Origin of the sequence: Saliterribacillus persicus (assembly GCF_003337485.1) — a bacterium.
Taxonomy (GTDB): Bacteria; Bacillota; Bacilli; order Bacillales; family Amphibacillaceae; genus Saliterribacillus; species Saliterribacillus persicus.
This window is the reverse complement of record NZ_QPJJ01000014.1, coordinates 1-21,963: the sequence shown is the minus strand read 5'-3', so window position 1 is coordinate 21,963 and position 21,963 is coordinate 1. Positions and strand designations below refer to the sequence as shown.

24 protein-coding genes are annotated in these 21,963 nt (G+C 35.8%); 9 read left to right on the top strand and 15 right to left on the bottom strand.

Annotated elements, in window-relative coordinates:
* Window positions 1-26 precede the first annotated feature (26 nt).
* Genes phnC through phnE (DFR57_RS14680) form a run of 3 tightly spaced genes read left to right on the top strand, consistent with a single transcriptional unit; the run spans window position 27 to window position 2,387 of the window.
* Window positions 27-803 (top strand): phosphonate ABC transporter ATP-binding protein, encoded by a 777-nt coding sequence (phnC, locus tag DFR57_RS14690; protein WP_114353974.1) that lies wholly within the window; start codon window positions 27-29, stop codon window positions 801-803.
* Window positions 796-1,587: a phosphonate ABC transporter, permease protein PhnE gene (gene phnE, locus DFR57_RS14685; RefSeq protein ID WP_114353973.1), complete on the top strand. Its 792-nt coding sequence runs from the start codon at window positions 796-798 to the stop codon at window positions 1,585-1,587. The genes phnC and phnE (DFR57_RS14685) overlap by 8 nt, the downstream gene beginning before the upstream one ends.
* On the top strand, window positions 1,584-2,387 hold the full coding sequence (phnE, locus tag DFR57_RS14680; protein WP_114353972.1) for a phosphonate ABC transporter, permease protein PhnE: 804 nt from the start codon (window positions 1,584-1,586) through the stop codon (window positions 2,385-2,387). Before phnE (DFR57_RS14685) ends, phnE (DFR57_RS14680) begins: the two co-directional genes overlap by 4 nt.
* A 126-nt stretch (window positions 2,388-2,513) precedes the next feature.
* Here phnE (DFR57_RS14680) and DFR57_RS14675 read toward each other — a convergent pair whose 3' ends face one another.
* Window positions 2,514-3,428 carry a phosphatidate cytidylyltransferase gene (locus DFR57_RS14675; RefSeq protein WP_114353971.1) on the bottom strand — a complete coding sequence of 305 codons (915 nt, stop codon included), beginning with the start codon at window positions 3,426-3,428 and terminating at the stop codon, window positions 2,514-2,516.
* 99 nt (window positions 3,429-3,527) lie between these two features.
* Here DFR57_RS14675 and DFR57_RS14670 point away from each other — a divergent pair, with 99 nt between their 5' ends.
* Window positions 3,528-4,079 carry a hypothetical protein gene (locus DFR57_RS14670; protein ID WP_114353970.1) on the top strand — a complete coding sequence of 184 codons (552 nt, stop codon included), beginning with the start codon at window positions 3,528-3,530 and terminating at the stop codon, window positions 4,077-4,079.
* A gap of 37 nt (window positions 4,080-4,116) precedes the next feature.
* On the opposite strand, the gene DFR57_RS14665 is transcribed toward DFR57_RS14670, so the two are convergent.
* The 4 genes from DFR57_RS14665 to DFR57_RS14650 form a co-directional block, all read right to left on the bottom strand.
* Window positions 4,117-4,719, bottom strand: coding sequence for a histidine phosphatase family protein (locus DFR57_RS14665; RefSeq protein WP_114353969.1), 603 nt, complete (start codon window positions 4,717-4,719; stop codon window positions 4,117-4,119).
* Between the two features lie 115 nt (window positions 4,720-4,834).
* On the bottom strand, window positions 4,835-5,737 hold the full coding sequence (locus DFR57_RS14660) for a DUF1002 domain-containing protein (protein WP_114353968.1): 903 nt from the start codon (window positions 5,735-5,737) through the stop codon (window positions 4,835-4,837).
* Between the two features lie 130 nt (window positions 5,738-5,867).
* Window positions 5,868-6,821: an aldo/keto reductase gene (locus DFR57_RS14655; RefSeq protein ID WP_114353967.1), complete on the bottom strand. Its 954-nt coding sequence runs from the start codon at window positions 6,819-6,821 to the stop codon at window positions 5,868-5,870.
* A gap of 172 nt (window positions 6,822-6,993) precedes the next feature.
* Complete coding sequence (locus DFR57_RS14650) at window positions 6,994-7,371, bottom strand: RidA family protein (RefSeq protein ID WP_114353966.1); 378 nt, start codon at window positions 7,369-7,371, stop codon at window positions 6,994-6,996.
* 104 nt (window positions 7,372-7,475) lie between these two features.
* Here DFR57_RS14650 and DFR57_RS14645 point away from each other — a divergent pair, with 104 nt between their 5' ends.
* Window positions 7,476-7,877, top strand: coding sequence for a secondary thiamine-phosphate synthase enzyme YjbQ (locus DFR57_RS14645; protein WP_114353965.1), 402 nt, complete (start codon window positions 7,476-7,478; stop codon window positions 7,875-7,877).
* Between the two features lie 61 nt (window positions 7,878-7,938).
* On the opposite strand, the gene DFR57_RS14640 is transcribed toward DFR57_RS14645, so the two are convergent.
* The 5 genes from DFR57_RS14640 to DFR57_RS14620 form a co-directional block, all read right to left on the bottom strand.
* Window positions 7,939-10,158: an alpha-galactosidase gene (locus tag DFR57_RS14640; protein ID WP_114353964.1), complete on the bottom strand. Its 2,220-nt coding sequence runs from the start codon at window positions 10,156-10,158 to the stop codon at window positions 7,939-7,941.
* A 138-nt stretch (window positions 10,159-10,296) separates the two neighbouring features.
* Complete coding sequence (locus DFR57_RS14635; protein WP_114353963.1) at window positions 10,297-10,683, bottom strand: SET domain-containing protein; 387 nt, start codon at window positions 10,681-10,683, stop codon at window positions 10,297-10,299.
* A 154-nt stretch (window positions 10,684-10,837) separates the two neighbouring features.
* Window positions 10,838-11,416, bottom strand: coding sequence for a DUF4256 domain-containing protein (locus DFR57_RS14630; protein WP_114353962.1), 579 nt, complete (start codon window positions 11,414-11,416; stop codon window positions 10,838-10,840).
* A gap of 114 nt (window positions 11,417-11,530) precedes the next feature.
* Window positions 11,531-11,938 carry a hypothetical protein gene (locus DFR57_RS14625; protein WP_114353961.1) on the bottom strand — a complete coding sequence of 136 codons (408 nt, stop codon included), beginning with the start codon at window positions 11,936-11,938 and terminating at the stop codon, window positions 11,531-11,533.
* Window positions 11,939-12,024: 86 nt separating this feature from the next.
* Window positions 12,025-12,432, bottom strand: coding sequence for an Lrp/AsnC family transcriptional regulator (locus tag DFR57_RS14620; RefSeq protein WP_114353960.1), 408 nt, complete (start codon window positions 12,430-12,432; stop codon window positions 12,025-12,027).
* Between the two features lie 118 nt (window positions 12,433-12,550).
* Here DFR57_RS14620 and DFR57_RS14615 point away from each other — a divergent pair, with 118 nt between their 5' ends.
* The gene (locus DFR57_RS14615) at window positions 12,551-13,309 is read left to right on the top strand and encodes an MBL fold metallo-hydrolase (protein ID WP_114353959.1); all 759 of its coding nucleotides are present in this window, start codon (window positions 12,551-12,553) and stop codon (window positions 13,307-13,309) included.
* 98 nt (window positions 13,310-13,407) lie between these two features.
* Here the strand turns inward: DFR57_RS14615 and uxaC are convergent, their stop codons facing one another.
* Window positions 13,408-14,829, bottom strand: coding sequence for a glucuronate isomerase (gene uxaC, locus DFR57_RS14610; RefSeq protein ID WP_211315373.1), 1,422 nt, complete (start codon window positions 14,827-14,829; stop codon window positions 13,408-13,410).
* Between the two features lie 145 nt (window positions 14,830-14,974).
* Window positions 14,975-16,465, bottom strand: a complete 1,491-nt coding sequence (locus DFR57_RS14605) for a tagaturonate epimerase family protein (RefSeq protein ID WP_114353957.1) — start codon at window positions 16,463-16,465, stop codon at window positions 14,975-14,977.
* A 378-nt stretch (window positions 16,466-16,843) separates the two neighbouring features.
* On the opposite strand from DFR57_RS14605, the gene DFR57_RS14600 reads away from it, so the two are divergent.
* Entirely contained in the window at window positions 16,844-17,830 is a 987-nt protein-coding gene (locus tag DFR57_RS14600) for a LacI family DNA-binding transcriptional regulator (protein WP_114353956.1), read from the top strand.
* A 177-nt stretch (window positions 17,831-18,007) separates the two neighbouring features.
* On the opposite strand, the gene DFR57_RS14595 is transcribed toward DFR57_RS14600, so the two are convergent.
* The 3 genes from DFR57_RS14595 to DFR57_RS14585 form a co-directional block, all read right to left on the bottom strand.
* A complete protein-coding gene (locus DFR57_RS14595; RefSeq protein WP_114353955.1) occupies window positions 18,008-18,337 on the bottom strand; it encodes a hypothetical protein in 330 nt (109 codons plus the stop codon).
* Between the two features lie 157 nt (window positions 18,338-18,494).
* A complete protein-coding gene (locus tag DFR57_RS14590) occupies window positions 18,495-18,767 on the bottom strand; it encodes a YesK family protein (protein WP_114353954.1) in 273 nt (90 codons plus the stop codon).
* 507 nt (window positions 18,768-19,274) lie between these two features.
* A complete protein-coding gene (locus DFR57_RS14585; RefSeq protein WP_114353953.1) occupies window positions 19,275-20,063 on the bottom strand; it encodes an SDR family NAD(P)-dependent oxidoreductase in 789 nt (262 codons plus the stop codon).
* A gap of 181 nt (window positions 20,064-20,244) precedes the next feature.
* Between DFR57_RS14585 and DFR57_RS14580 the strand changes: the two genes are divergently transcribed.
* Both DFR57_RS14580 and DFR57_RS14575 read left to right on the top strand, forming a co-directional pair.
* Entirely contained in the window at window positions 20,245-20,862 is a 618-nt protein-coding gene (locus tag DFR57_RS14580) for a TetR/AcrR family transcriptional regulator (protein ID WP_114353952.1), read from the top strand.
* A 370-nt stretch (window positions 20,863-21,232) separates the two neighbouring features.
* On the top strand, window positions 21,233-21,844 hold the full coding sequence (locus DFR57_RS14575; RefSeq protein ID WP_114353951.1) for a pyridoxamine 5'-phosphate oxidase family protein: 612 nt from the start codon (window positions 21,233-21,235) through the stop codon (window positions 21,842-21,844).
* The last annotated feature ends 119 nt before the right edge of the window (window positions 21,845-21,963 follow it).

The window sequence follows — 21,963 nt, the reverse complement described above, 5'->3', positions numbered from 1 at the left end:
TAGATACTTAACTGGAGGTAAAATGTATGATTACATTCGAAAACGTGTCATTGGTTTATCCGAATGGAACCCAAGGACTTAAAGATATAAATATTCAAATTAACGAAGGAGAATTTGTTGTCATTGTAGGCTTATCTGGTGCTGGAAAATCAACCTTTATTCGCAGTATTAATCGTTTGGTAACTCCTACGAGTGGAAAGTTAATGGTGAATGGAGACAACATTTTATCCTTTAAAGGAAAAGAGCTTCGTCATTTACGAAAAAAAATTGGCATGATCTTTCAGAGCTATAATCTCGTTAAAAGATCTACTGTAATGAAGAATGTTATCGCTGGAAGACTTGGCTATACAGATACATGGAAAAGTATATTCCATTTATTTTCTGAGAAAGATCGGCAGCTTGCCTATGAAAACTTAAAACGCGTTAACATCGAAAGCAAATTATATAGTCGTGCTGATGAGCTTAGTGGAGGGCAACAACAACGGGTAAGTATTGCGAGGGTGCTAACTCAACAACCAACCTTATTATTAGCGGACGAGCCTGTTGCTAGTCTAGATCCACCAACTTCACACCAGGTAATGAAATATTTAAAGCAAATAAACAAAGAGGATAATATCACCACCATCGTTAATTTACACTTCATTGATATGGCGATGGAATATGCAGACCGGATAATTGGGATGCGTGATGGCGAAATTGTATATGATGGTCCCGCTTCAAGTGTGTCAGAAAAAACCTTTGAAGAAATATATGGGAGATCGATCCGTGAAGACGACATTATCGGAGGAGAAGAGCATGAATAAGCACGTTCCTTCTAGCCTCTATCCAAAGAAAACAAAACTGATTATCACCATCTCCTTTATTCTCGTGATCAGTCTGTACCTAGTTAGCTCGATAATTACAGAGTCTTTTATCCTCAATTTTTTTATAAAATTACCGAACATATTTGGTTTAATAACAGACTTTTTCCCACCACAGTGGAGTTATGTATCAAATATTTGGCCGAAGTTATTTGAAACACTACATATGGCGATTATTGCAACAACGATTGCTGTTATTATTAGCATTCCTTTTTCCTTATTAACTGCAAATAATGTCACAACGAATCATTTTCTTTATCAGATTATGCGTTTTTTGTTAAACATTATTCGAACAATTCCTGATATTATCCTTGCTGTTGTTTTTGTTGGACTATTTGGCATTGGTGTTTTCCCTGGAATCATAGCTCTGATTATTTTTGCAGTAGGAATTTTAGTAAAGCTCATGAGCGAAGTAATAGAAGCAATCGATATGAATCCATCTGAAGCAATCCGCGCCTCGGGTGGAAATACGCTTCAGACGATTTGGTATGCGGTTGTGCCACAGGTTCTTCCACAATTTATCTCATTTAGCTTGTATGTATTCGAAATAAATATTCGTGCATCCGTTGTGCTCGGCCTTGTAGGAGCAGGTGGGATTGGCCAATTAATAAATAAAGAGATCAATTTTATGAATTACCCTGCTGTTAGTACCATTGTTCTAATTATATTTGCAGTAGTTGTTGTTATTGATTACATTAGCGGTAAATTAAGGGAGGGGCTTGTATGACAAAGAGACACACTATTCCTCCTAAACCAAAACAAACAATGACCCTAGTTAAAAGAATTGCTGCTATTGTGATTTTGCTCGCTATTTACACATGGACTTTTACAAGCATTTCAATCAAATGGGATACGATTTTTAGCACACGAACCCTTGATAATTTCGATCGTATTATTCCTAAATTTTTCACACCTGCAATAGAAGAAACAGGTAATATTTTAGAAATGATGCTAGAGACGATATTTATTGCCTATACAGGTTCATTAGCAGCAGCAATCCTTGCGATTCCTCTTGCCTTTTTATGTGCGTCGAACATGGTTAAAAACCGTTATCTAAATACGATTGGCATGTGGATCTTAGGGGCAGTAAGAGCATTCCCAGAGATTATTCTGGCGATTTTATTTGTCGCAGCAGTGGGACCGAATCCCTTTGCCGGGGTTCTTGCAATTGCCATTGGATCAACTGGAATGCTTGGAAAATTATACGCGGAAGTTATTGAATCCATTGATATGCATGTAATTGAAGCATTTGAAGCAAGTGGGGCTAACAAACTTCAAATTTTATTCTATGGAATCATGCCTCAGGTTCTACCTGAATTTATGTCCTATGCCATCTATCGATTTGAAATTGATGTGCGTGCCTCTTCTGTATTAGGAATTGTTGGTGCTGGAGGTATTGGCACACTAATTACTTTTGCATACCTAAATCGAAATTGGGAAGAAGTTGGGATGATTTTACTCGTAATTATTGTGACCGTCACGATTATTGACCAAATTTCAGGCGCCATTCGAAAACGATTGGTGTGATGAGCAGCAAAAGGGCAATAGCTAAACATCGACTATTAAAGAATGCATTAGTCAAACTAATCGAAAACTTGATAGGTCATGTTTAAAGGGACCAGTATTGGTCCCTTTTGTGCTTTCTATGCTTACTCACATAAAATCAAAAAAGTAACGAATGATGTGAAAAAAGACTGGAGACGTGTAGGTTAAACTATCAATTCTACTTAGATATCGTCCCTTTAGGGTTTCAAACTTCTTTTTATCCCCGATTAATAGATCCCGCTTTAAAACCGATACTGTTAAACTTCCAACAAAACCAGCGGTAGCTATAATAACTCCAGACAAAATTCCAAACGTAAGTCCAAATGGCGTTAAGTATGGATAGATAAAGTAAGAGATAAGTGTTGTTAAGACTAACGCAGCAACGAAGCCCTCCCAGCTCAGGAATGCATTCGCAGATGGAACGATCTTATGCTTGCCGATATAGACAGAAAAAAGATAATGCAAGACATCGTTTAATTGTGTAAGGACAATTAGAAATAATACGAGATTGGCTCCATAGGTAGGCGTGGCAAACTGAAAGTATGCCAAATGACTAAGCCCAAAGACCATTAGCATCAAGCCCCATTGCGTGAAGCTTACCGACCTTAAAAAACCAACCGTTCCCTTTCCAATAATACGGGGAAGTGGTAAAAACAAAAAAACGTAAATCGGTATAAAAATAATAAACATGCCATACCATCCAATATAGATCCAATAGAACTGAAGCGGTATAGCTAGATAAGACCATAAGAATATCCTTCGATCAGATTTCTTTGTCTCGAGCATAGAGTAATATTCTTTTAACGCAAAAAAAGATAGAATCAATAGCGAAAGAAGAGAAACAAGTGGGTTAAATAACGTTGCAAAACAAAAAATAGCAAACATGCCCCACCATGTTTTCACTCGAACTTGAATGCCTGAAAAATCCCTTTTCGGTTGTTGTTTTTTGAAAATATAAAATAGAATCGTTGCACCTAATAACAATAGAAAAATAATAAATAATGTCCACAATGTTTCCTTCAAATTCTTCACCCAATTCTTTTAAGAACTGCATTCATTATAAGGAAATTACTGTATAATGAAAAGAGAACATAGATAATTATTTTTTGTGGGGGATTTCGAATGGAAAAACAACATTATGTTTATATTATGTTGTCTGATACGGGAACACTTTTTACAACCATCATTAAAAGATATACAAAAGCACCTTATAACCATGCTTCACTATCTTTTGATCCAGAATTGAAGGAAATGTATAGCTTTGGTCGAAAGAAACCGAATAACCCCTTACATGGTGGATTTGTAAAAGAGGATATAATGACCGGAACGTATAGTAAATATAAAGATACCTCCTGTGTGATTTATCAGCTAGCAGTCACCGAAAGAGATTTGGTAAAGATGCATAGAATACTAGAATTCTTCATAAAGAATAATAATAGATTTCTTTATAATATTCTTGGTGTAGTAGGCTTATCTGTTAATGAGCCGATTGAATTTAGCAACTCTTATTTTTGTTCGCAATTTGTTGCAGAGATTCTAAGTCGTTCCGGAATTAAGCTTTGGGATAAGATTCCAGCACTTGTTACTCCTGAAGATTTTCAGAAGCACCCAAGTCTTGAACTTATCTATGAAGGCAAGCTGTTCGAATTTGAGCCGATAAAAATACAACTTTGAAAATAGGAAAATCAGAATCTAAATACTTTAACCTGATTTAAAAGATTTGATTCTGCATTTTTTTGTCTGTCATATCTAGATGTGTGACTTGATTGTAATTCGCAATTTCCCATTTATTTTCTTTGTAGGAAATATTACTGAGGCACGCATTCATTAACTGCGTTTTTCCAGAGCCAATTTCTCCTTCAGAAAACACAGACAAAATAGCATTAATTACTGCGCCATGAGCAACTAACAGGACTCTTTTATTTTTGTAGCGATCATTTATTTTTTCTAAGCCCATTTCTAAACGCTTATGGAGGGTTTCCACTTCCTCTTGGTTCGGATATATTCTACCTGGAAACCTCTCTGTCCTTTCCTCTGGAGTCATTCCTTCTGCATCTCCAAATGAACGCTCTTTAAATTCCGCCATCTCTTCAAGTGGCATATCCATGTATGTATTAATTATTTCTGCTGTTTCTTTTGCTCTTTTTAACGGGCTTGTAATTAAGACATCCCAATCTGTTCCTTTCAAAAATGCACCACATGCTTCCGCCTGTTTTTTCCCTGTTTCGTTTAACGGAATATCGGTTGTACCTTGAATCTTTCCTAAAGCATTCCAGTCAGTTTCTCCATGTCTTACTAAGCAAATTTGCGTCATATTATCACTCCTGTTTTCTGCATGAACATTTTAAAATTCGGTGTCAGGCCTTCCTTATTACTCTCGAGCTACCTTATAATAAAAACGCCATGAACGAATCCATGACGTTTATCTATTAATTAAAAATCGCACGAATTGAATCTGCAATGTTTTGGAAAAAGCTTTTGACAGTTTGCCAAAATCCATCAATATCTTCTTCACTGACGCCATCAATTTTCCCTTGAATATCTCCAAGTAAATCCTCTAATTGATTAGCAACCTTCCCAAAATCAATATCTAAGTTTCGCATTTTATCGAATAAATTGGTTAACATTTCGCGATCTTCTGGGCTTAATTCAATATTGAGCTTGTCTAATTGCTCACTGACAATTCGCTCTACATCCTCTTTAGTTGCAGGGTTTTGTTCTGAAATTTCTTTTTTGATCTCACTTAATAGTTCACTAACTTTTTCTTGATCTAAACCTGCCTCCTCAGCAAGGTCAGTTGCAATATTTAACTCTTCATTGGCAACTTCCATTCGATCTTGATCAAGTGCCTCTCCATCGACATTAAAAGCTTTGTAGATACCTGTTAATGCAGAATGTCCACTTACCTTTAATGGAGAAGCAACTTCAACGTCAGCATTCTCCACTCCTGCAGTAAGGAGTGCATTGGCATACATTTCGTTTGTCACTTCGGTTATATTTTCTGAATTCACAATATTTACAACGAGTCCATGCCCTTCCCCTTTACGCGTTATTTTTGCAGAGGAATACATATTTGAGCTTGGGTCGCCACCAATATAATTTACTAAATCTTCTGCTGTTACAATATATTCTTCAACCGTTTCTGGATCTTCTGCATCTAAGAGCTGTCTTACTGCATTTTTTTGATCCTCTGATAACGCTTCTCCGAGTACTACCTTAGGCTTGCCAAAGCGTTCGTCAATGCCTTCATCACCAACACTTGCAAATGTAGTAGAGGTAAAGATGAGCATCCCCATAAGAAATAGGGTAAAGATTGATAGAATTTTTTTCATTCATTATATCTCCTTTTTATAAGCATGTCTTACTCTTCTATTATGCAACTAATTTGCAAATATGAAAAGAAAAATACGTTTATATACTTTTCGTTTCAGAATTTATTTAATGACTTTTTCTTTTTAAATATTATAACCCTCTGACCTCTGATAACGTCTCTAGTGTGACTGGGTCTATCTTTGTCCCAACAGCTTTTAATGCATCTGTTAATTGCTCTGTCGTGCGAAATCCAGCTACGGGAATCGAGCAAAAGTCATGACTTTGAATATATTTTAAATTAAAGGTGATGGGCGAATATTGATATTCTTTTATGAGTGAAAAAAGTTCTTCCGTCACCTTATTTTCATATTTACGCTTGAGTGCTTCGGTTAATGTTCCTGCAAGCTTTTTTTCAAAAAAACCAGATGCTAAAGGCATATAGGCCATTGTTGTAAGCTTCGTATCTTTTGTATAGCGATACATGGACTCGTCCATTACCACCAGCTGATCATCCTCGAGTGATTCCTTATTAATCTTTGCTAAGCTCCACAATAATTGATTTATTTGGATGCCACTAAACCTTCGTTCTACTGCATATTTCTGTGCCTCTATTATTCTTTCTAACCGCCAATTTGAAACACCGTAGTATCTGACCTTCCCCTTCTGCACTTGCTCTTCTAAAAAATCAATAATGACCTCTACCGGAATACGCTCGTCATCGCGATGCAGCATATAGAGATCAATATAATCTGTCTGAAGCATTTTTAAACTATGATCTAAATCTTTTTCAATTTCCGCAGGATTTACTCGAGCTACCTCTTTTCTATCTAAGAAAGGATGAGCCCCTTTTGTCGCAATAATTTTCTTATCTCTTTCTCCAGTTTCCTTTAACCACTTTCCGATGATGTATTCGCTTTTAGATTCGATGCCAGGTTCCCAAGAGCCGTATACTCGCGCTGAATCAATGAAATTACCATTTTGATCATAAAACGTATTGAGTTGTTCCACTGCTTCCGCTTCTGATATGGATGTGCCATATTGCGCTGTGCCAAGGCAAAAGGAAGATACATGCAGTTCTGTGTTCTGTAGCTTGACTCTATCCATTTCCACCAATCCCTTTTATCATTTTTGTTAAGCATACCAAAAAATGAGCAATCAAACCTCTCATCATACGAATGATTTTTTAAATTCATTTAAAAAACGAGGGAAGCCCCCCCGGTCCTTTTTACGTATCAAAAAAGCCTCCACCTAATTTCGGCAGAGACTTAGCTTTTCCTTATTTCTTCGCGATAACATCCATTTCTACGCCTACACCTTTTGGAAGTTTGCTTACTTCTACTGTTGCACGTGCTGGATATGGCTCTTCTAAAAATTTTGCATAGGTTTCGTTGATTGCTTGAAAATCATCCATATTCGTAATATAAATCGTGAACTTCGCCACGTTTTTAAAAGTGAGGCCTGCTTCTGTTAAGATAGCCTGCAAATTTTTCATTACTTGCTCGGTTTGAACTGTAATATCTCCTGCTACTACCTCCATTGTTTCTGGATCTAACGGTATTTGACCAGAAACAAAGATTAAATCCCCAACATCAATTGCCTGTGAATATGGTCCAATAGCTTGTGGAGCCTGATCAGTATGTATCTTTTTAACCAAATTTATCGCTTCCTTTCTATTCTTCATTACATAAAATTTTAACATAGAATGATTCTTTAGTAGACTATTAGGTGATGAAGCTTTTTAAAAAGGAGAGGTTAAAGATGGAAACGACGCTGTCTGTAAGAACAAATAAGCACGATGAAATGATTGACATTACATCTAAAATTGAAGCTTATCTTCATGATCAAAATGTAAAAAATGGTATCGTTATTGTGTCCTCTTTGCACACCACCGCCGGAATTACCGTAAATGAAAATGCGGATCCGGACGTCAAAACTGATTTCCTTCGTCGTCTAGATGAAGTCTATCCATGGGATCATCCAAAGGATCGTCATATGGAAGGAAATACTGCATCACACTTAAAGGTAAGTACGGTTGGTCATAATCAAACACTTGTGGTCTCAAACGGCAGTCTTGTGCTTGGCACATGGCAAGGTGTTTACTTCTGTGAGTTTGATGGCCCAAGAAGCAGAAAAGTGCATCTAAAGGTGATAGAAGGATAATTATTTTAGAAATAGCAAAAGGGTTGATCGATAAAAAATTGATCAACCCTTTTTGCTTATATTAATTTACAGCTTTTATATAGAATAATTCAGACTTGTAATCATGTGGGTGAACATCCTTTGTGCCTAGAATACGTGGATGGAGAAGTGAAATCCCGATATGCATCAGTTCATCTCCAAAGAAAGTCCCGTCTACCCCTTCAATCTTATACTCAAATTCCTCATTCAAGCCTGTAAAATAGGTGCGAGGAAAGCCTGTGTTTGGTTGTTCCGACCACTGATAGCGAGCGAGAATTGCTTCTTTTTGATCACTTGATACTACCGTCCAGCTCGTAATGTTATCTTCAAACGGACTAGAAATACGGTGGAAAATCCCAAATTGGAATAGCTCTCTCGTTTGTTTATAATAGGAAATCTGTTCTTTCATTTTCTGTTTTTCTTCTTCAGACATAACCGTGACATCGAGCTCATATCCAAATGCACCAAAATATGCAACATGTGCACGTGTGTCAATGGATGTCATTCTTCCCACTTGGTGATTCGGTACAGCAGAGACATGGGCTCCAATCGAACTAATCGGATACACCATAGATGTCCCGTATTGAATTTTTAAGCGTTCCATTGCATCTGTATCGTCACTTGCCCAGCCTTGTGGCGCATAATAAAGAATACCTGGATCAAATCTTGCTCCGCCACTTGCACAAGACTCAAAAAGCACCTCAGGGAATGCAGAAGTCAAGCGCTCATATAATTCATATACACCTAATATATAACGGTGTGATACTTCCTGCTGACGTGATGCGGGAAGGTGTGCCGATCCTATTTCAGTCATATAGCGATTCATATCCCATTTCACATAGGAAATATCAGCTGCTGACAAAATTTCAGCCATTTTATCGTAAATGTAATCTACTACATCTTGCCTTGAAAAATCGAGTACATGCTGACTTCTGCCAGGAGATTGTGTTCTATTTTCCACCTGAATAAGCCAATCCGGATGCGCTTTATACAGCTCACTAATTTTAGAAACCATCTCTGGCTCAAACCAAAGTCCAAAGTCCATGCCTAAGTCCGTTACTTTTTTTGCTAATCCAGAAATGCCATTTGGTAATTTTTCCTCGTAAACGAACCAGTCTCCTAACGAAGTTGTATCATCATCTCGTTTTCCAAACCAACCATCATCTAAAACAAATAATTCTACACCAAGCTCATGCGCCTCTTTTGCCATAGAAACAATTTTTTCTTCATCAAAATCAAAATACGTTCCTTCCCAGTTATTCACTAGAATTGGACGCGCAAGATCTCTCCATTTTCCTCTTGCCAAACGTTTTTGATAAAGCTGATGATAGGTTTGGCTCATTCCATTTAATCCTTCATCAGAATATACCATCACAACTTCCGGGGCTTGGAATGCTTCCCCTTTTTCCAATAACCAGTTAAAATCAAACGGATTAATCCCCATCGATACACGTGCAGTACTATAATGATCTACTTCTATTTGCGCTAAAAAGTTACCACTATAAACAAAGCTGAAACCAAATACTTCCCCATTGAATTCAGTTGTATCCGGTCGTTTCATTGCTAGGAAAGGATTTTGCTGACTACTACTAGAACTGCGTGTACTGGTGATGCTTTGCAATCCAGTTTCTAACTTTCTATTTTTCACATGACGCTCTCGTCCCCATGCACCTGCTAAATGAAGCATGTCGTAATCAGCGTCTGGGAAATCTACATTCATACTTAAGGCGCGTGTAAGTGATAAAGAAGCTTCACCGTGATTGATGAATTTAACAGACCTTGTAATTGCATTCATTTTTTCAAATACGGTATAAGAAAGAATGATTTCTGCATCAATTTCCTTATCAACTAAAGAGATTTCTAATGTCTCAGCTTCAGAATCCGCTTCAACATAAGTAGCAGGCAAACCGTCTAATTTCTTTTTACCTTGAAAAATTTTATGATCTTTATATTTAAAATCGGTTATTCTACTTCCATTTTCTTGCAGGATTTGAAATGCTGGCTCTCTGAAATCCGTCGTTCCATAGGAAGGAAATTCCTGTTTAATTAATTCAAGAGAATAAGCCGTATCATCCTCGATCACATTCGATACAGTTGCCCTGTAACCAAGTGCTAGTAAATGATCAAACGATTCCCGATGCTTTACTTTTTTCCCGTAATATAGGTGTCCTAATTGTTCATTTCGTAAAATATTCAGTATATAGCTCGTATTTTCTGTTTGAAGATGAAACTCTTTTGCTTGCTCATTAAAGTATATCGCCATTTGTCATCCTCCAATAGTTAGTTAATTATCTTAATTAATATAGTATACCAAAAAAATAAGATGCGCTCCATAATTTCAAAGACGCATCTTAGTATTACCTATAATTTTAGTTGTATTGAAAAATTATTCTTTCTTGCTCTATTCTTTTTCATCCTCATTAAACCATAGTGGATCGTTGTTATCGACTTCACCATTATAGTTAATCAGCATTTCTTCTCCCGCTTTAACATCTGTATAAGCATAAAAATCAAATGTATGATTATCGAAATTAATCTCATACCTTGCATTCGGCTCATAGGAATGGTTAAAAAGCATACCATACCCGAGAAGAATAGCAGAATGGTTTGATCCGTATTCAAAAGCATAGTCAGCAAGAATCGTTTTTTCAATGTGTGGATGTTGATCATTTGGATATGCAATCACTGGCGCTTCATGAAAAAGTTGACCCTTTTTAATATCGCAAGTAGCAAATACACCTCTATTAAAATCACCATCACTTATCGAAGAGGTTTTTATCTCTATCATATTTTTCACCTACTTTATTTTCAATAATCTCTTTTTACTGTAACATTAATTCAAACGATGGGCACTTTTAACTTAGAAAAGATAGATGCTATTATTGCCATCTTCATTCGTTGCATTCATTCATCCTTGCTAAATTATCTTATTCAAACCACAATTAGACTCTTAAGGAGCCACGGAAACCTCTTGCACCATAGTAGGATTCTGCTCCATTGTGATAAACAAAGACAGTGTCATAGCGACGATCGCAAAAAAGAGCACCGCCTAGATCTCTTATTTTAGATGGAGTCAATATCCAACTAGAAGTTTTCATATCGATATTTTCTTGTCTTTGCAGCAGGCGATATTCTTCTTCTGATAAAAGCTCAATACCCATATCAGTAGCCATATCAATAGCGCTATTTTCTGGTTTGTGTTTTTTCCTTGAGTCCAGTGCTTTGCGGTCATAACAAACGCTTCTTCGACCTTTTGGACTTTCTTTTGAACAATCATAAAAAATGTATTCGTCGCTCTTTGCATCATAAGCAACAATATCCGGTTCACCACCAGTTCTTTCCATCTCATGGAGTGACCAAAGTTTTTCGGGATTAGCCTCCAATTTTTTTTGAACGTTTTTCCATTCAATATCTTTATGACGATGTTGATTGCTTTCAAATCGATCCTTCAACAAACTGAGTAATTCTACCTGTTGTTCTTGTGACAGTTCTTTTTTACTGTTTGCTTTTTCTTCTGACATGTTATTTTCCTCCCTCTTTATTAAAAACCTTATTAAAGAATTCTGATCTAATAGTGAAAACGCGTATGCTTTTTCCTGATAAGCTATCCATTAATGATTTAGATTTGAAATATCTCATTCAAACTTTGTGTGATGTAAATTTTGATAGAGTATATTATCACCAACAATTGAATAGCTACCTGCATAACCAAAATGAATACCTGTTTCTCCTAACCCTATATCATAATTCTTTTTATTAGTATGAATTATGATAAAGTAATCGATAGATGGTGTAACATTTTGTTCTTTTAATTCCATCTCTTTTGGCTTATGTGTAATCCTTTCAATTAACTCTTTATCCTTTATAGTTACCTTTGTATTATCTATTTTATTTTCAATGGTAATTTCTTCAACTTCCTCCGATTCATCAATCATTTCTAACATTACCTTATCATATGTTGTAACGCGTAATTGATTATAGACTAAGAAAATAACTATCCCAAAAATAATAAGTGATGTAAGAATTATTAATTTTTTCTTCAAGAAAACATCCCCTTACCCATAGACAATACCTTTGTGCAAGATTTTTTCAAACATCATCATAAAATTTATTATGTTCCATATAAGCACTATCTAATGACAATGGTTAGCTTATAATTCACATATAGATTTAGTTCAAGTAAAAACTGATCTAATTCTTCATTTGTTGGAAATTTGCATTCTAGTAGATAACAGCCTTGTCCACTAACTTTATAATTGCGAATGACATAAGCATGGTGAGAGGCAACGAAGGATAAGTACGGCTTATGATGAAGGTTTTTGGTGAAAATTTCTAGGAAGGCATGAACATGGTAACCCATCTTTTTATCATTTGTTTTTAAAGTATAGCCTTCAATTACTCCTTTTTCCTCTAGTTTAATTACTCTTGATGCAGTTGCTTGACCAGTTAAATGAACTTTTTCCCCTAACTCTTTCATTGGTATTCGACTATTCTTGGTGAGCTCTTCGATGATCTGTCTATCTGTTTCATCAAGCATTATTTCTACATCCTTTCAGAAATCAAGTGTATATCATCAAAGACTTGATTTATTCTATGTACCCGCTACTTTCTATATTTTATACTATTTCTAGTTATTCAAAAAGGAGGAATTTTACATGAATCTTACGTTAATTAGAAATGCAACCTTAAAACTAAACTATGGAGGTAAAACTTTTTTAATTGATCCATTTTTAGCTGAAAAAGAAACGATACCACCTTTTCCGAAAACACCAAATCAAGATAAGTCGAATCCAATGGTTAGTTTGCCAACGTCGATTGAAGAAATTGTGAAGGCAGATGCCGTAGTTGTTACTCATCTACATCCAGATCATTTTGACGAAGTGGCAATTAAAAATATTCCAAAAGAAATCCCGATTTACGCACAAAATGAGAAAGACGTTTCAGAAATTAAAAAATATGGATTTCAGGTAATAGAAGCTTTAAGTAAGAATACAAATTTTAAAGGAATTACCTTATCAAAAACAAATGGTAAGCACGGCCGTGGGGAAATTTTAAAGTTTACCGGGGAAGTATGTGGTGTTATATTTGATCACCCCTCCGAACAAAAATTATATATTGCTGGCGATACCATTTGGTCTAGTGATGTGGAGGAAGCAATAACTACACATGAACCTGAAGTTATAGTAGTAAATTCTGGCGCTGCTCAATTTTTAGAGGGTGGACCTATCACGATGACAAAAGAAGATATCTATGCGACAAATAAAGCAGCTCCTGCAGCTAAAATCATAGTTGTACACATGGAATCCCTTAACCATTGTTTATTAAGTCGAAGTGAATTACAGCAATTCCTTTTAGAAAATGAGCTTACAAAAGATGTACTCGTACCATCAGACGGAGAAACTTATACATTATAGCAGGCATAGAACAACACAAAAAATGAATTTGCTTTTTCAGTTGATTAGAATATAAAGAAAGCACAGACTATTTATTTAGCCTGTGCTCATTTTTCTCCTTAAAAATCAAAGTATTCATTCGCATTGAAGTAAGATATATTTTTAACAATCTCTGCTAAAGTTTCCTCGTCATTTGGATATTCTCCATTTTCTACCCATTCACCGATTAAATTACACATAGTACGGCGGAAATACTCATGACGTGTATACGATAAAAAGCTTCTTGAGTCTGTTAGCATACCAATAAAGCGACTGAATACACCGATGTCAGCAAGTGTTTCCATTTGATTAATCATGCCAAGCTTTGTATCGTTAAACCACCAAGATGTACCAAATTGAATTTTACCTGGTACGCCACCACCTTGGAAGCTTCCGACAATTGTTGCAATCGTCACATTATCACGTGGGTTTAACGAATAAAGAATTGTTTTAGGTAGTGCGTCCTTTTGGTCTAAAGAATCAAGCAATTTAACTAGAGGTTTTGCAATTAATTCGTCATTCATAGAATCGTATCCTGTATCAGGACCTAGCTTATTAAACATACGTGTATTATTGTTTCTGTGAGCATTAATATGGTACTGCATCGCCCAACCCTTTTCGTGATACTGTTGCCCTAAAAAGGTAAGAGTGTATGATTTAAATTGTTTCTCTTCTTGTAAGGATACTTTTTCACCTTTTCTTGCTTTTGAGAAAATGGCCTGCACATCTTCAGCAGTAGCCTCCTCATACATCATCACATCAAGCGCATGGTCAGAAACGCGGCCGCCAATTTCATGGAAATAATCAATTCGATTTTTAAGTGCATCTAAAAAGTCCTGATAGGAATTAATTGATACGGATGCAGCTTCAGAAAGCTTATCTACCCATCCATTAAAACCTTCTCTATTAATCTCAAGCCCTTTATCTGGTCGATAACTAGGTAAAACCTTCACATTAAAATCAGAATCAGCTTTTATTTTTTTATGATATTCCAAGCTATCAATTGGGTCATCTGTTGTACAAACTACCTCGACACCTGATTTCACAATAAAGTCGCGAACATTCCATTCACCACTTGTTAAGAGGCCATTGATTTTATCCCAAATAGCAGGTGCAGTATGTTCATTTAGTGTTTCTTCCACTCCAAAGTACCGCTTCAATTCTAGATGCGTCCAGTGATAAAGTGGGTTACCGATTAACATCGGCACTGTTTTTGCCCAAGCCAGGAATTTATCGTAATCACTTGCGTCACCTGTAACATATTTTTCTTCCACACCGTTTGCACGCATTGCACGCCATTTATAGTGATCTCCATATAACCAAACTTTTGTGATATTTTCAAATTGCTTATTTTCATAGATTTCTTGTGGACTTAAATGGCAATGGTAATCAATGATAGGTAAATCTTTTGCATAGTCATGATATAATTTTTCGCCAACTTTATTGTTCAACACAAAATTTTCATCCATAAAAGCTTTCATACTATCCCTACTTTCCTTCATTTTATCAATTGTTTATTTCCTTCTGACTATTGAATCTTTTAGTCTATAAAGCTATTTTTCACTTCGCTCATTGCGGAACTGTTTAAAAATTGCTTATAGAAAAGTAGGCTTAGTCCCACAACTAGCAGGCTAAGCCATTTTCTTTTTAAAGTCCCAATAACTCTAAATGACGACCGATATGCTTAACAAGTGACTGACGATAAGCATCTTCATTAGTTAGCAATGTTTCAAAAAATTCATTACGGAACAGGTCTGCTCCTGCTTCGTCCTTAGCAGTTAATAAGATTCCATAAGTAACGTGGAATAATTGACGGGATGCATCATGGTCCATGTACTTCGGAAGATCTGCATCACTTGTATCCTCAAGCTTTGCTACACTGTCAAGGTCTGGTGTTACATGGTAATACTTCAACGTTTCCTCAAAATGATCCTCAGCATACACATGCATGCGGCGATAAAGCTCTGGATTTACTTGTGCGATTACACGAACAGCCTCTAACCAGTTTGTTCCTGCTGTTTTAATATGAAGGAGTCCATCTGTGTATTTACCAATGATAGGGAATACACTGAATTTATCACTACCAGAGTGAATGCTTAGCTTATAGCTAAAGTATTTTGCAATTTCAGCGTGCTCCTTAAGTTCCTTTTCAAATTGATTAATATCCCCAATATAATCGATTCCTTTTTGGAATTCACCACAAAATCTTGGTGCTAGACTTTGCACGGTTACACCACGTCTTCTTAACTCTTCTGCTACAAAGAAATGTTCTTCTGGCTTTGTAATGGTTTCTGTTTCGTCAATCGAAATTTCAAAATCGATTGCTTTATCTGAAGTCTCAATATATGTTTTAAATACATGCTCCATAAAATCAATCGCTTCGCCATAAACCAATACATTTTTAGCTAAACTTGCATCATCATAGCCTACTTCGATTCCGTTCACATCAAATGTTTTGTTTAAGTAATGTTGATTGTAATGTTCTTTTTGGTCTACTGGAAAATCCGCATATTCTTTTTGACGTTGATCATCATCCATACCTTCTACATCGTTACGAATCTGCTCGGAGCAATCTAACGTAAGGAAAGAGAATCCTAGTTTTAATGCATGCGCGATATCTTCTTCCAGCTTAATATGGTCGGCGTCTGCCCCATATCCATCCTTATATCCCTCTTGGAATACTGCAAATGCTGCCGCATCTAAAATATCTTTCATCGTACGATTTAATAGTGTTAATTCACGGATACTCTGCTGTGCTAGAATTGGTTTTACACGATGCTTTTTAACTGTTTCAATATGTCCTGGAGAAGCGACACCTAAACGGTCACCAAGTCCCATTGTTGTAATTTCGGTACCAAAGGCTTTTGGCGCTGTATAGTCAAAATATTCATTGAGCACAAGACGATTCTCGTGAGTTAAGGGACAAACTTTTGCCTCACCGTTTTGCTCACCTTGAAGTGCACCTAATAGAGCACCATTTCCTGCCGCTACTAAATATTTAACCGTTCCCTCTTTCACCATAACAATATTCGTTCCATCCTTTTGTTCAAAGGAAGCTTCATATACCTGCACTTCGCTTGTTGACTGTGGTGCTGTTCCTTGTTGTAATGCTTCTACTACATTTTGAAATTTACTCACGTGATCACTCACTCCTTTATAAATTATCCGCCTTATGATAGCGGTTTCAACCAGAAAAGACTTAAACTGTTCCTATTTCTACATATGTGACAACGATTTATTAAAAATAAATTTCACGCATTAATAACAACGTTGTTATTTTTATGATATACTATTTTTAATACGATCTCAACTATTTTCCAGTGAATTTTAGAAAAACTTGCCTTATCACCAAGTCTTTATGGTGAAAGTATTAGTTTTACTTATATCATAGTACGTTAAAATATTTTTTATCTTGGAATAAAAACTTTACTTTTTTCTGTTAGATCGTGTGAATTTCTTATATGATAAAGAAATTAGGGGCTACAGTTTAAAAATATATAATTATGGGTGATAACGATGACAGTTACAATTAAAGATATTGCTTCGGTGACCGGTGTGAGCTATTCTACAGTTTCCAAAGCATTAAATGATAGTCCGCTTGTAAAGGAAGTTACGAAGCGAAAAATATTAGAAGTCGCAAAAGAAATGGGCTATGAGCCTAATTTAGCTGCAAAACAATTAGTTCGTAAAAAAACAGAGGTGGTTGGTTTAATTTGGCCAACCATTGAACGAATTGTTCTCGCAACTCTTGTAACCAATATTACGCAAGCGTTTAAAGATACACGCTATTCCATGATTCTTTCCATTGACCCAATGGATACTGCTATGGAAACCTTCAGAAAGTTTCAAGTTGACGGCATGATTATTTTTGAGGATGATCATTCTAAAGTTAATGAGGAAATTACAATGCCATTTGTATCCTATGGTGTTTCAGGAAAAAAGCATGCCAATCATCCGGTGATTGATGCTAACCATGAAGCCTCGATGATGAAAGCTGTTGAACACTTGGTGAAGCTGGGTCACAAACATATTGCATACGCTGGATTGCTTCAAACCAAGGATCAATTGCAGCTTGAAAAGTATCAAGGTTATAAAAAAGCGATGAAAGAGCATAGTCTTGAACCATTTATAAAAGAAGTAGAAACAGAGGGATTAGATTGGTTTGACGGGTACAGTGCGGTGAAAACCTTGTTAGAAGAACAGGAACGACCTACCGCCATTATTGGAGGTAGTTATGATATAAGCGGTGGTATTTTACGAGCACTTCAAGAACAAAACGTTGAGGTACCTAAAGATATTTCTCTAATCAGCTATGATAATATCCCACAGATGGCAAACATGGAAATTCCAATGACTTGTATTGGCGTTCCGGTAGATGTTTTAGCACAGGAAATTGTAGAATCTGTACTCCATAGAATTGAAGCACCTGAAAAAGAAGCTACCGTTAAAAAGCTTGCTCCTACTTTAGTCGAGCGCGAGACATGTGGGAAAGCTAATAGATAATATTTTAATAAATACGAGACTTAATTGGTTAAGACTGATTAGGTCTTGTTAAATGTAATCACTGGTAATAGATTAAGCTTGTTAAGATGATACGAAATTTAACTTTCATATAGTTAAAAGGTGATTGATTATTCCATGAATCTTCTAATTCATTTCAGATCAGGTTATATTCCTAGCTTAAGAATTAACGGCAAACCACAACAGACAAGCGGATACGCCTAGCATGATGATTGTAGTTATAAGTAATAATGTGAAATGTTCTTTCTTGTTGCTCACCAACATTTCTATAAGCTGCACAACATAAGATAATGCTAAAGAAAAGATCATCCCAAAAGTCAAATAACCCGGATAATTAGTTGAATATATAGAATTTGTTAGACCTGAGATAGATATCACTAAAACCCGAACAGCAAAATATATTACAAATACAGTTAGAATAAATCTCAATGCTAAAAAGACCTTATTACTTTTTCTATATCTTTCTTGAATTCTGCTTAACATTTCCAACTTTTCCTCACCCCTATTTCAAAAATGACTGACTAGTTGTATATGGAACAACGATAATTAAACTCCCTATGAACATTTCCCCTTCAGAGTTTTATTTAATTCTTATTGATAAATTAGCAATCATTCATTATAAAACAGCATCTATTACACAAATCTCTTACCGTACTACATTTCTATCACTTTGCCCTACTACAAAAGATATAATAGAAAAGATGATTATAAAGAAGCCAAGAAACCCGTAACTACCACCTTCGAATCCTCTAATGTTAACGAAACCAATATAAAAGAAAATGACAGCGACTATAAGCGATATCATTCCAGGCAGCATTCTTACAAATAATGAAAAACCTTTTTTGCTAAACCAATAAGTAAGCGTCAAAATAATAATCCCTGGTATAAGAGCTGTCAGAAAAGGTACTAAAAGCATCATTTAATACACCCCTACTCATCACATCAACATTATTTCATGTTGTTTAGAACTGCTTCGAAAATTTAGTCTCATTTCCTCAAAATATCCATATACACATTTTAACATAATTATCCATATATCCTTGAGAAAAGAATTTTTGTGATACTCACATAATATTTCTACACATGAATTACCATGCAACCGTGTAGAAAAATATGTAACCATACACACTCGCTTTTAACCTAACAATTTCAAATGCAATCCACATTTAAAGATAATTATTACACCAAGTAAATTTTCACAAAAAAAGAGACTACTAATTTGAAAACCAATTTAATAGTCACTGTATGTATATCTTATGTTAGAAAAACGGTATTAAATCTGTGAATCTTATAGCGACCTTTGCAAGAATTACAAAAGCTCAATCACTTTTTTTGTAGATAAAATCATTTTTTTACCAGTAGTTATCCACAATTTTTAATATAATTACTTCTCATGCACCTCAGAGTGAAAACTGTATTGATCGATTTATTTATGTGTTGGACGTATTATATCGCTGACTGCTTTTAGCATTACTTTTTTTGGAACAAAGCGATTAACTTGTGAGGCCAGATAATTCATACGCCCTGAAACCACATAAGACCGACTTGTTCCAAGCGACTTTAGTGCAACATCTACAACATGTTTGGGACTAGCTTTTTTTCCGACAACTGCATCATTCGTACCTACAGCATCAAAGAATCCTGTCTCTGTTGAACCGGGGCACAAAGTAAGGAATTGAACACCACGATTACGATTTTCTTTCCATAACGCTTGTGTAAACGAAAGCACAAAGGCTTTGGTTGCACCGTATACTGCCATATAAGGACTTGGTTGAAATGCCGCTGTAGATGCAACATTAATGACTGCGCCTTTTCGCTTTTTCAACATTTCCGGTAAAAATAAATGTGTAAGTTCTACGAGAGCCATTACGTTAAGCATAATTTGATCATGGTTTCTATCTAAGGGCTGGTCTTCAAAAAAGCCATGTGTAGCAAACCCAGCATTATTCACTAATAGAGCAACACTGTGCCCACGATCTTGACATTCTCTATAAAGTGCTGAAGAAGCACCAGAATGGGAGAGATCAGAGACAATAACCTCCGTTTGGATCCCATATTTTTTCTTAAGTTCACTTGCGATTGCAGTAAGCTTGGTTTCTGATCTAGCTGTTAAGATCAAGTTACTTCCTTTAGCTGCCAATTCGCGAGCAAATACTTCACCTATGCCTGATGAAGCACCTGTAATTAGAGCCCATTGTCCATTTAATTCTTTCATACCATCAACCCTTTCAGTTATTTAATCCTTAACAGAAACATCGTTTCTATTTAGAATCATTGTAACCGTAAAGGAGATTATTGTCTAGCTTAATTTGACTAGTTATTATTTTATGGAGTATAGTACAGGGGCAGAAACAGCGTATCTATTTAATCCGAATGATTTGAGGGAGAGACATCTGATGAAGATTAAAACCTATGCAGAATCAAAACAACAGCATGCTGATAATTTAAAACAATCCATTGTGGAAGCTGCTGCAATGATCTTACAGGAAGAAGGACCTGAGGCAGTTACGATACGTAGAGTCGCGGACAAAATGGAATGTTCGACCAAAATCATCTATAATTTATTCAACAATAAGGATGGATTGATTAAACTATTATATATAGAAGGCTGTAATGTATTGGCAACATCCTTCAAATCAGTAAGCAAACAGGAAAACATGGAAAACTACCTTCGAGATTTATGTGAAACCTATTGGGATTTCAGTCGTAACAATAGAGGTTACTATCAGTTGATGTTCGGTGGAGCTTTTCATGATTTTAAACCCGGGGACGAAAGTATACATGCTACAAATACTGCGTTACAACAGTTTATCGAGATTATTACTGAAGCTATTGAAGAAGGACTGATCATGGAAGATGATCCACTGCAAGTGGTTCGTGTTATATGGGCATCCTTACATGGAGTGATTCATCTCTACCTTGGTGGCCACATCCAAAGCATAGAAACAGCAAAATGTTTATACGATACAACTGTAACAAATTTAATTCGTACCTACCTGAGGAAATATACTTGATAGTCTTGAACACAAAACAGCCATCCCTTGTGGAGTGGTTGTTTTTTTAATCTTCACCAGAGAAATTAGATGAGTAGTTATTGCATCGAGGGTTACCTGCTCTTGTTCTAAAGCTTATAGTTTATTTGATGAAATTTTTCTGCTCAGATCGATGGTGTTAGTGCATTAATTAAATACTTTCTCCATAAATGTTTTTATACTTGTTCAAGTTATTGAATGGCTTTAAGAATGTCAGTCGTTATCACGGTTTTCAATTAAGCCCCCAAAAGCATGACAGATTATCTGACAAATAGTTAGATAATCTGTCATTTTTCATTTATGATCAAAAGAAAAGCAATTTTTACACATAGATTTTAAAGAGGGCGGATCAATGATGTCTAATGGAGAACGACTCTTACAAAAGAAGTACGGTACAGAGAAAAAAGCAACAGCCTTTTACGATAATCAATTTCTTTCTTATCTAAATCAACATATGAGTTCCTTTATTGCAGAACAAGAGATGGTATTTATCTCTACTTCTGATCGATCAGGAAACTGTGATGCTTCATTCCGAGCAGGGACTGCAGGTTTTGTAAGAGTGGTCGATAATAAAACGCTACTATATCCGGAATACCAAGGAAATGGTGTGATGGCGAGTTTAGGAAATATTAGTGAAAATCCTCATATCGGATTAATGTTTATTGACTTCTTTGATCATTCTATCGGCTTACATGTAAATGGAGAAGCCTCTATTTTGGAAAGGGATCAGCTTTCTTCTCTAGCTTTGTCAGCAGAAAAAATAAAAGAGTTAAATGAAGTAGAAGGAGATAGAGCATTGCAATGGGTAGCAATTCGCGTTGAGGAAGCTTATATCCATTGCTCCAAACATATTCCTAAGCTCAAAAAAGAAGACAAAGAAATACGATGGGGCACAGACAACAATAAATTTAAAGGTGGAGATTTTTTTAAAGCGAAACTATCAAACAAAGATGATAATTTTTAAAATATTAAAAAGCCTGTATCCAATTAAAGTGTACCCTTTGTAAAGGACTTTTTAAAAAAAGACTATGCTACACTGGAAAGGTGATTCCTGTATTGTACAGGAGTCATCTTTTTTAGATT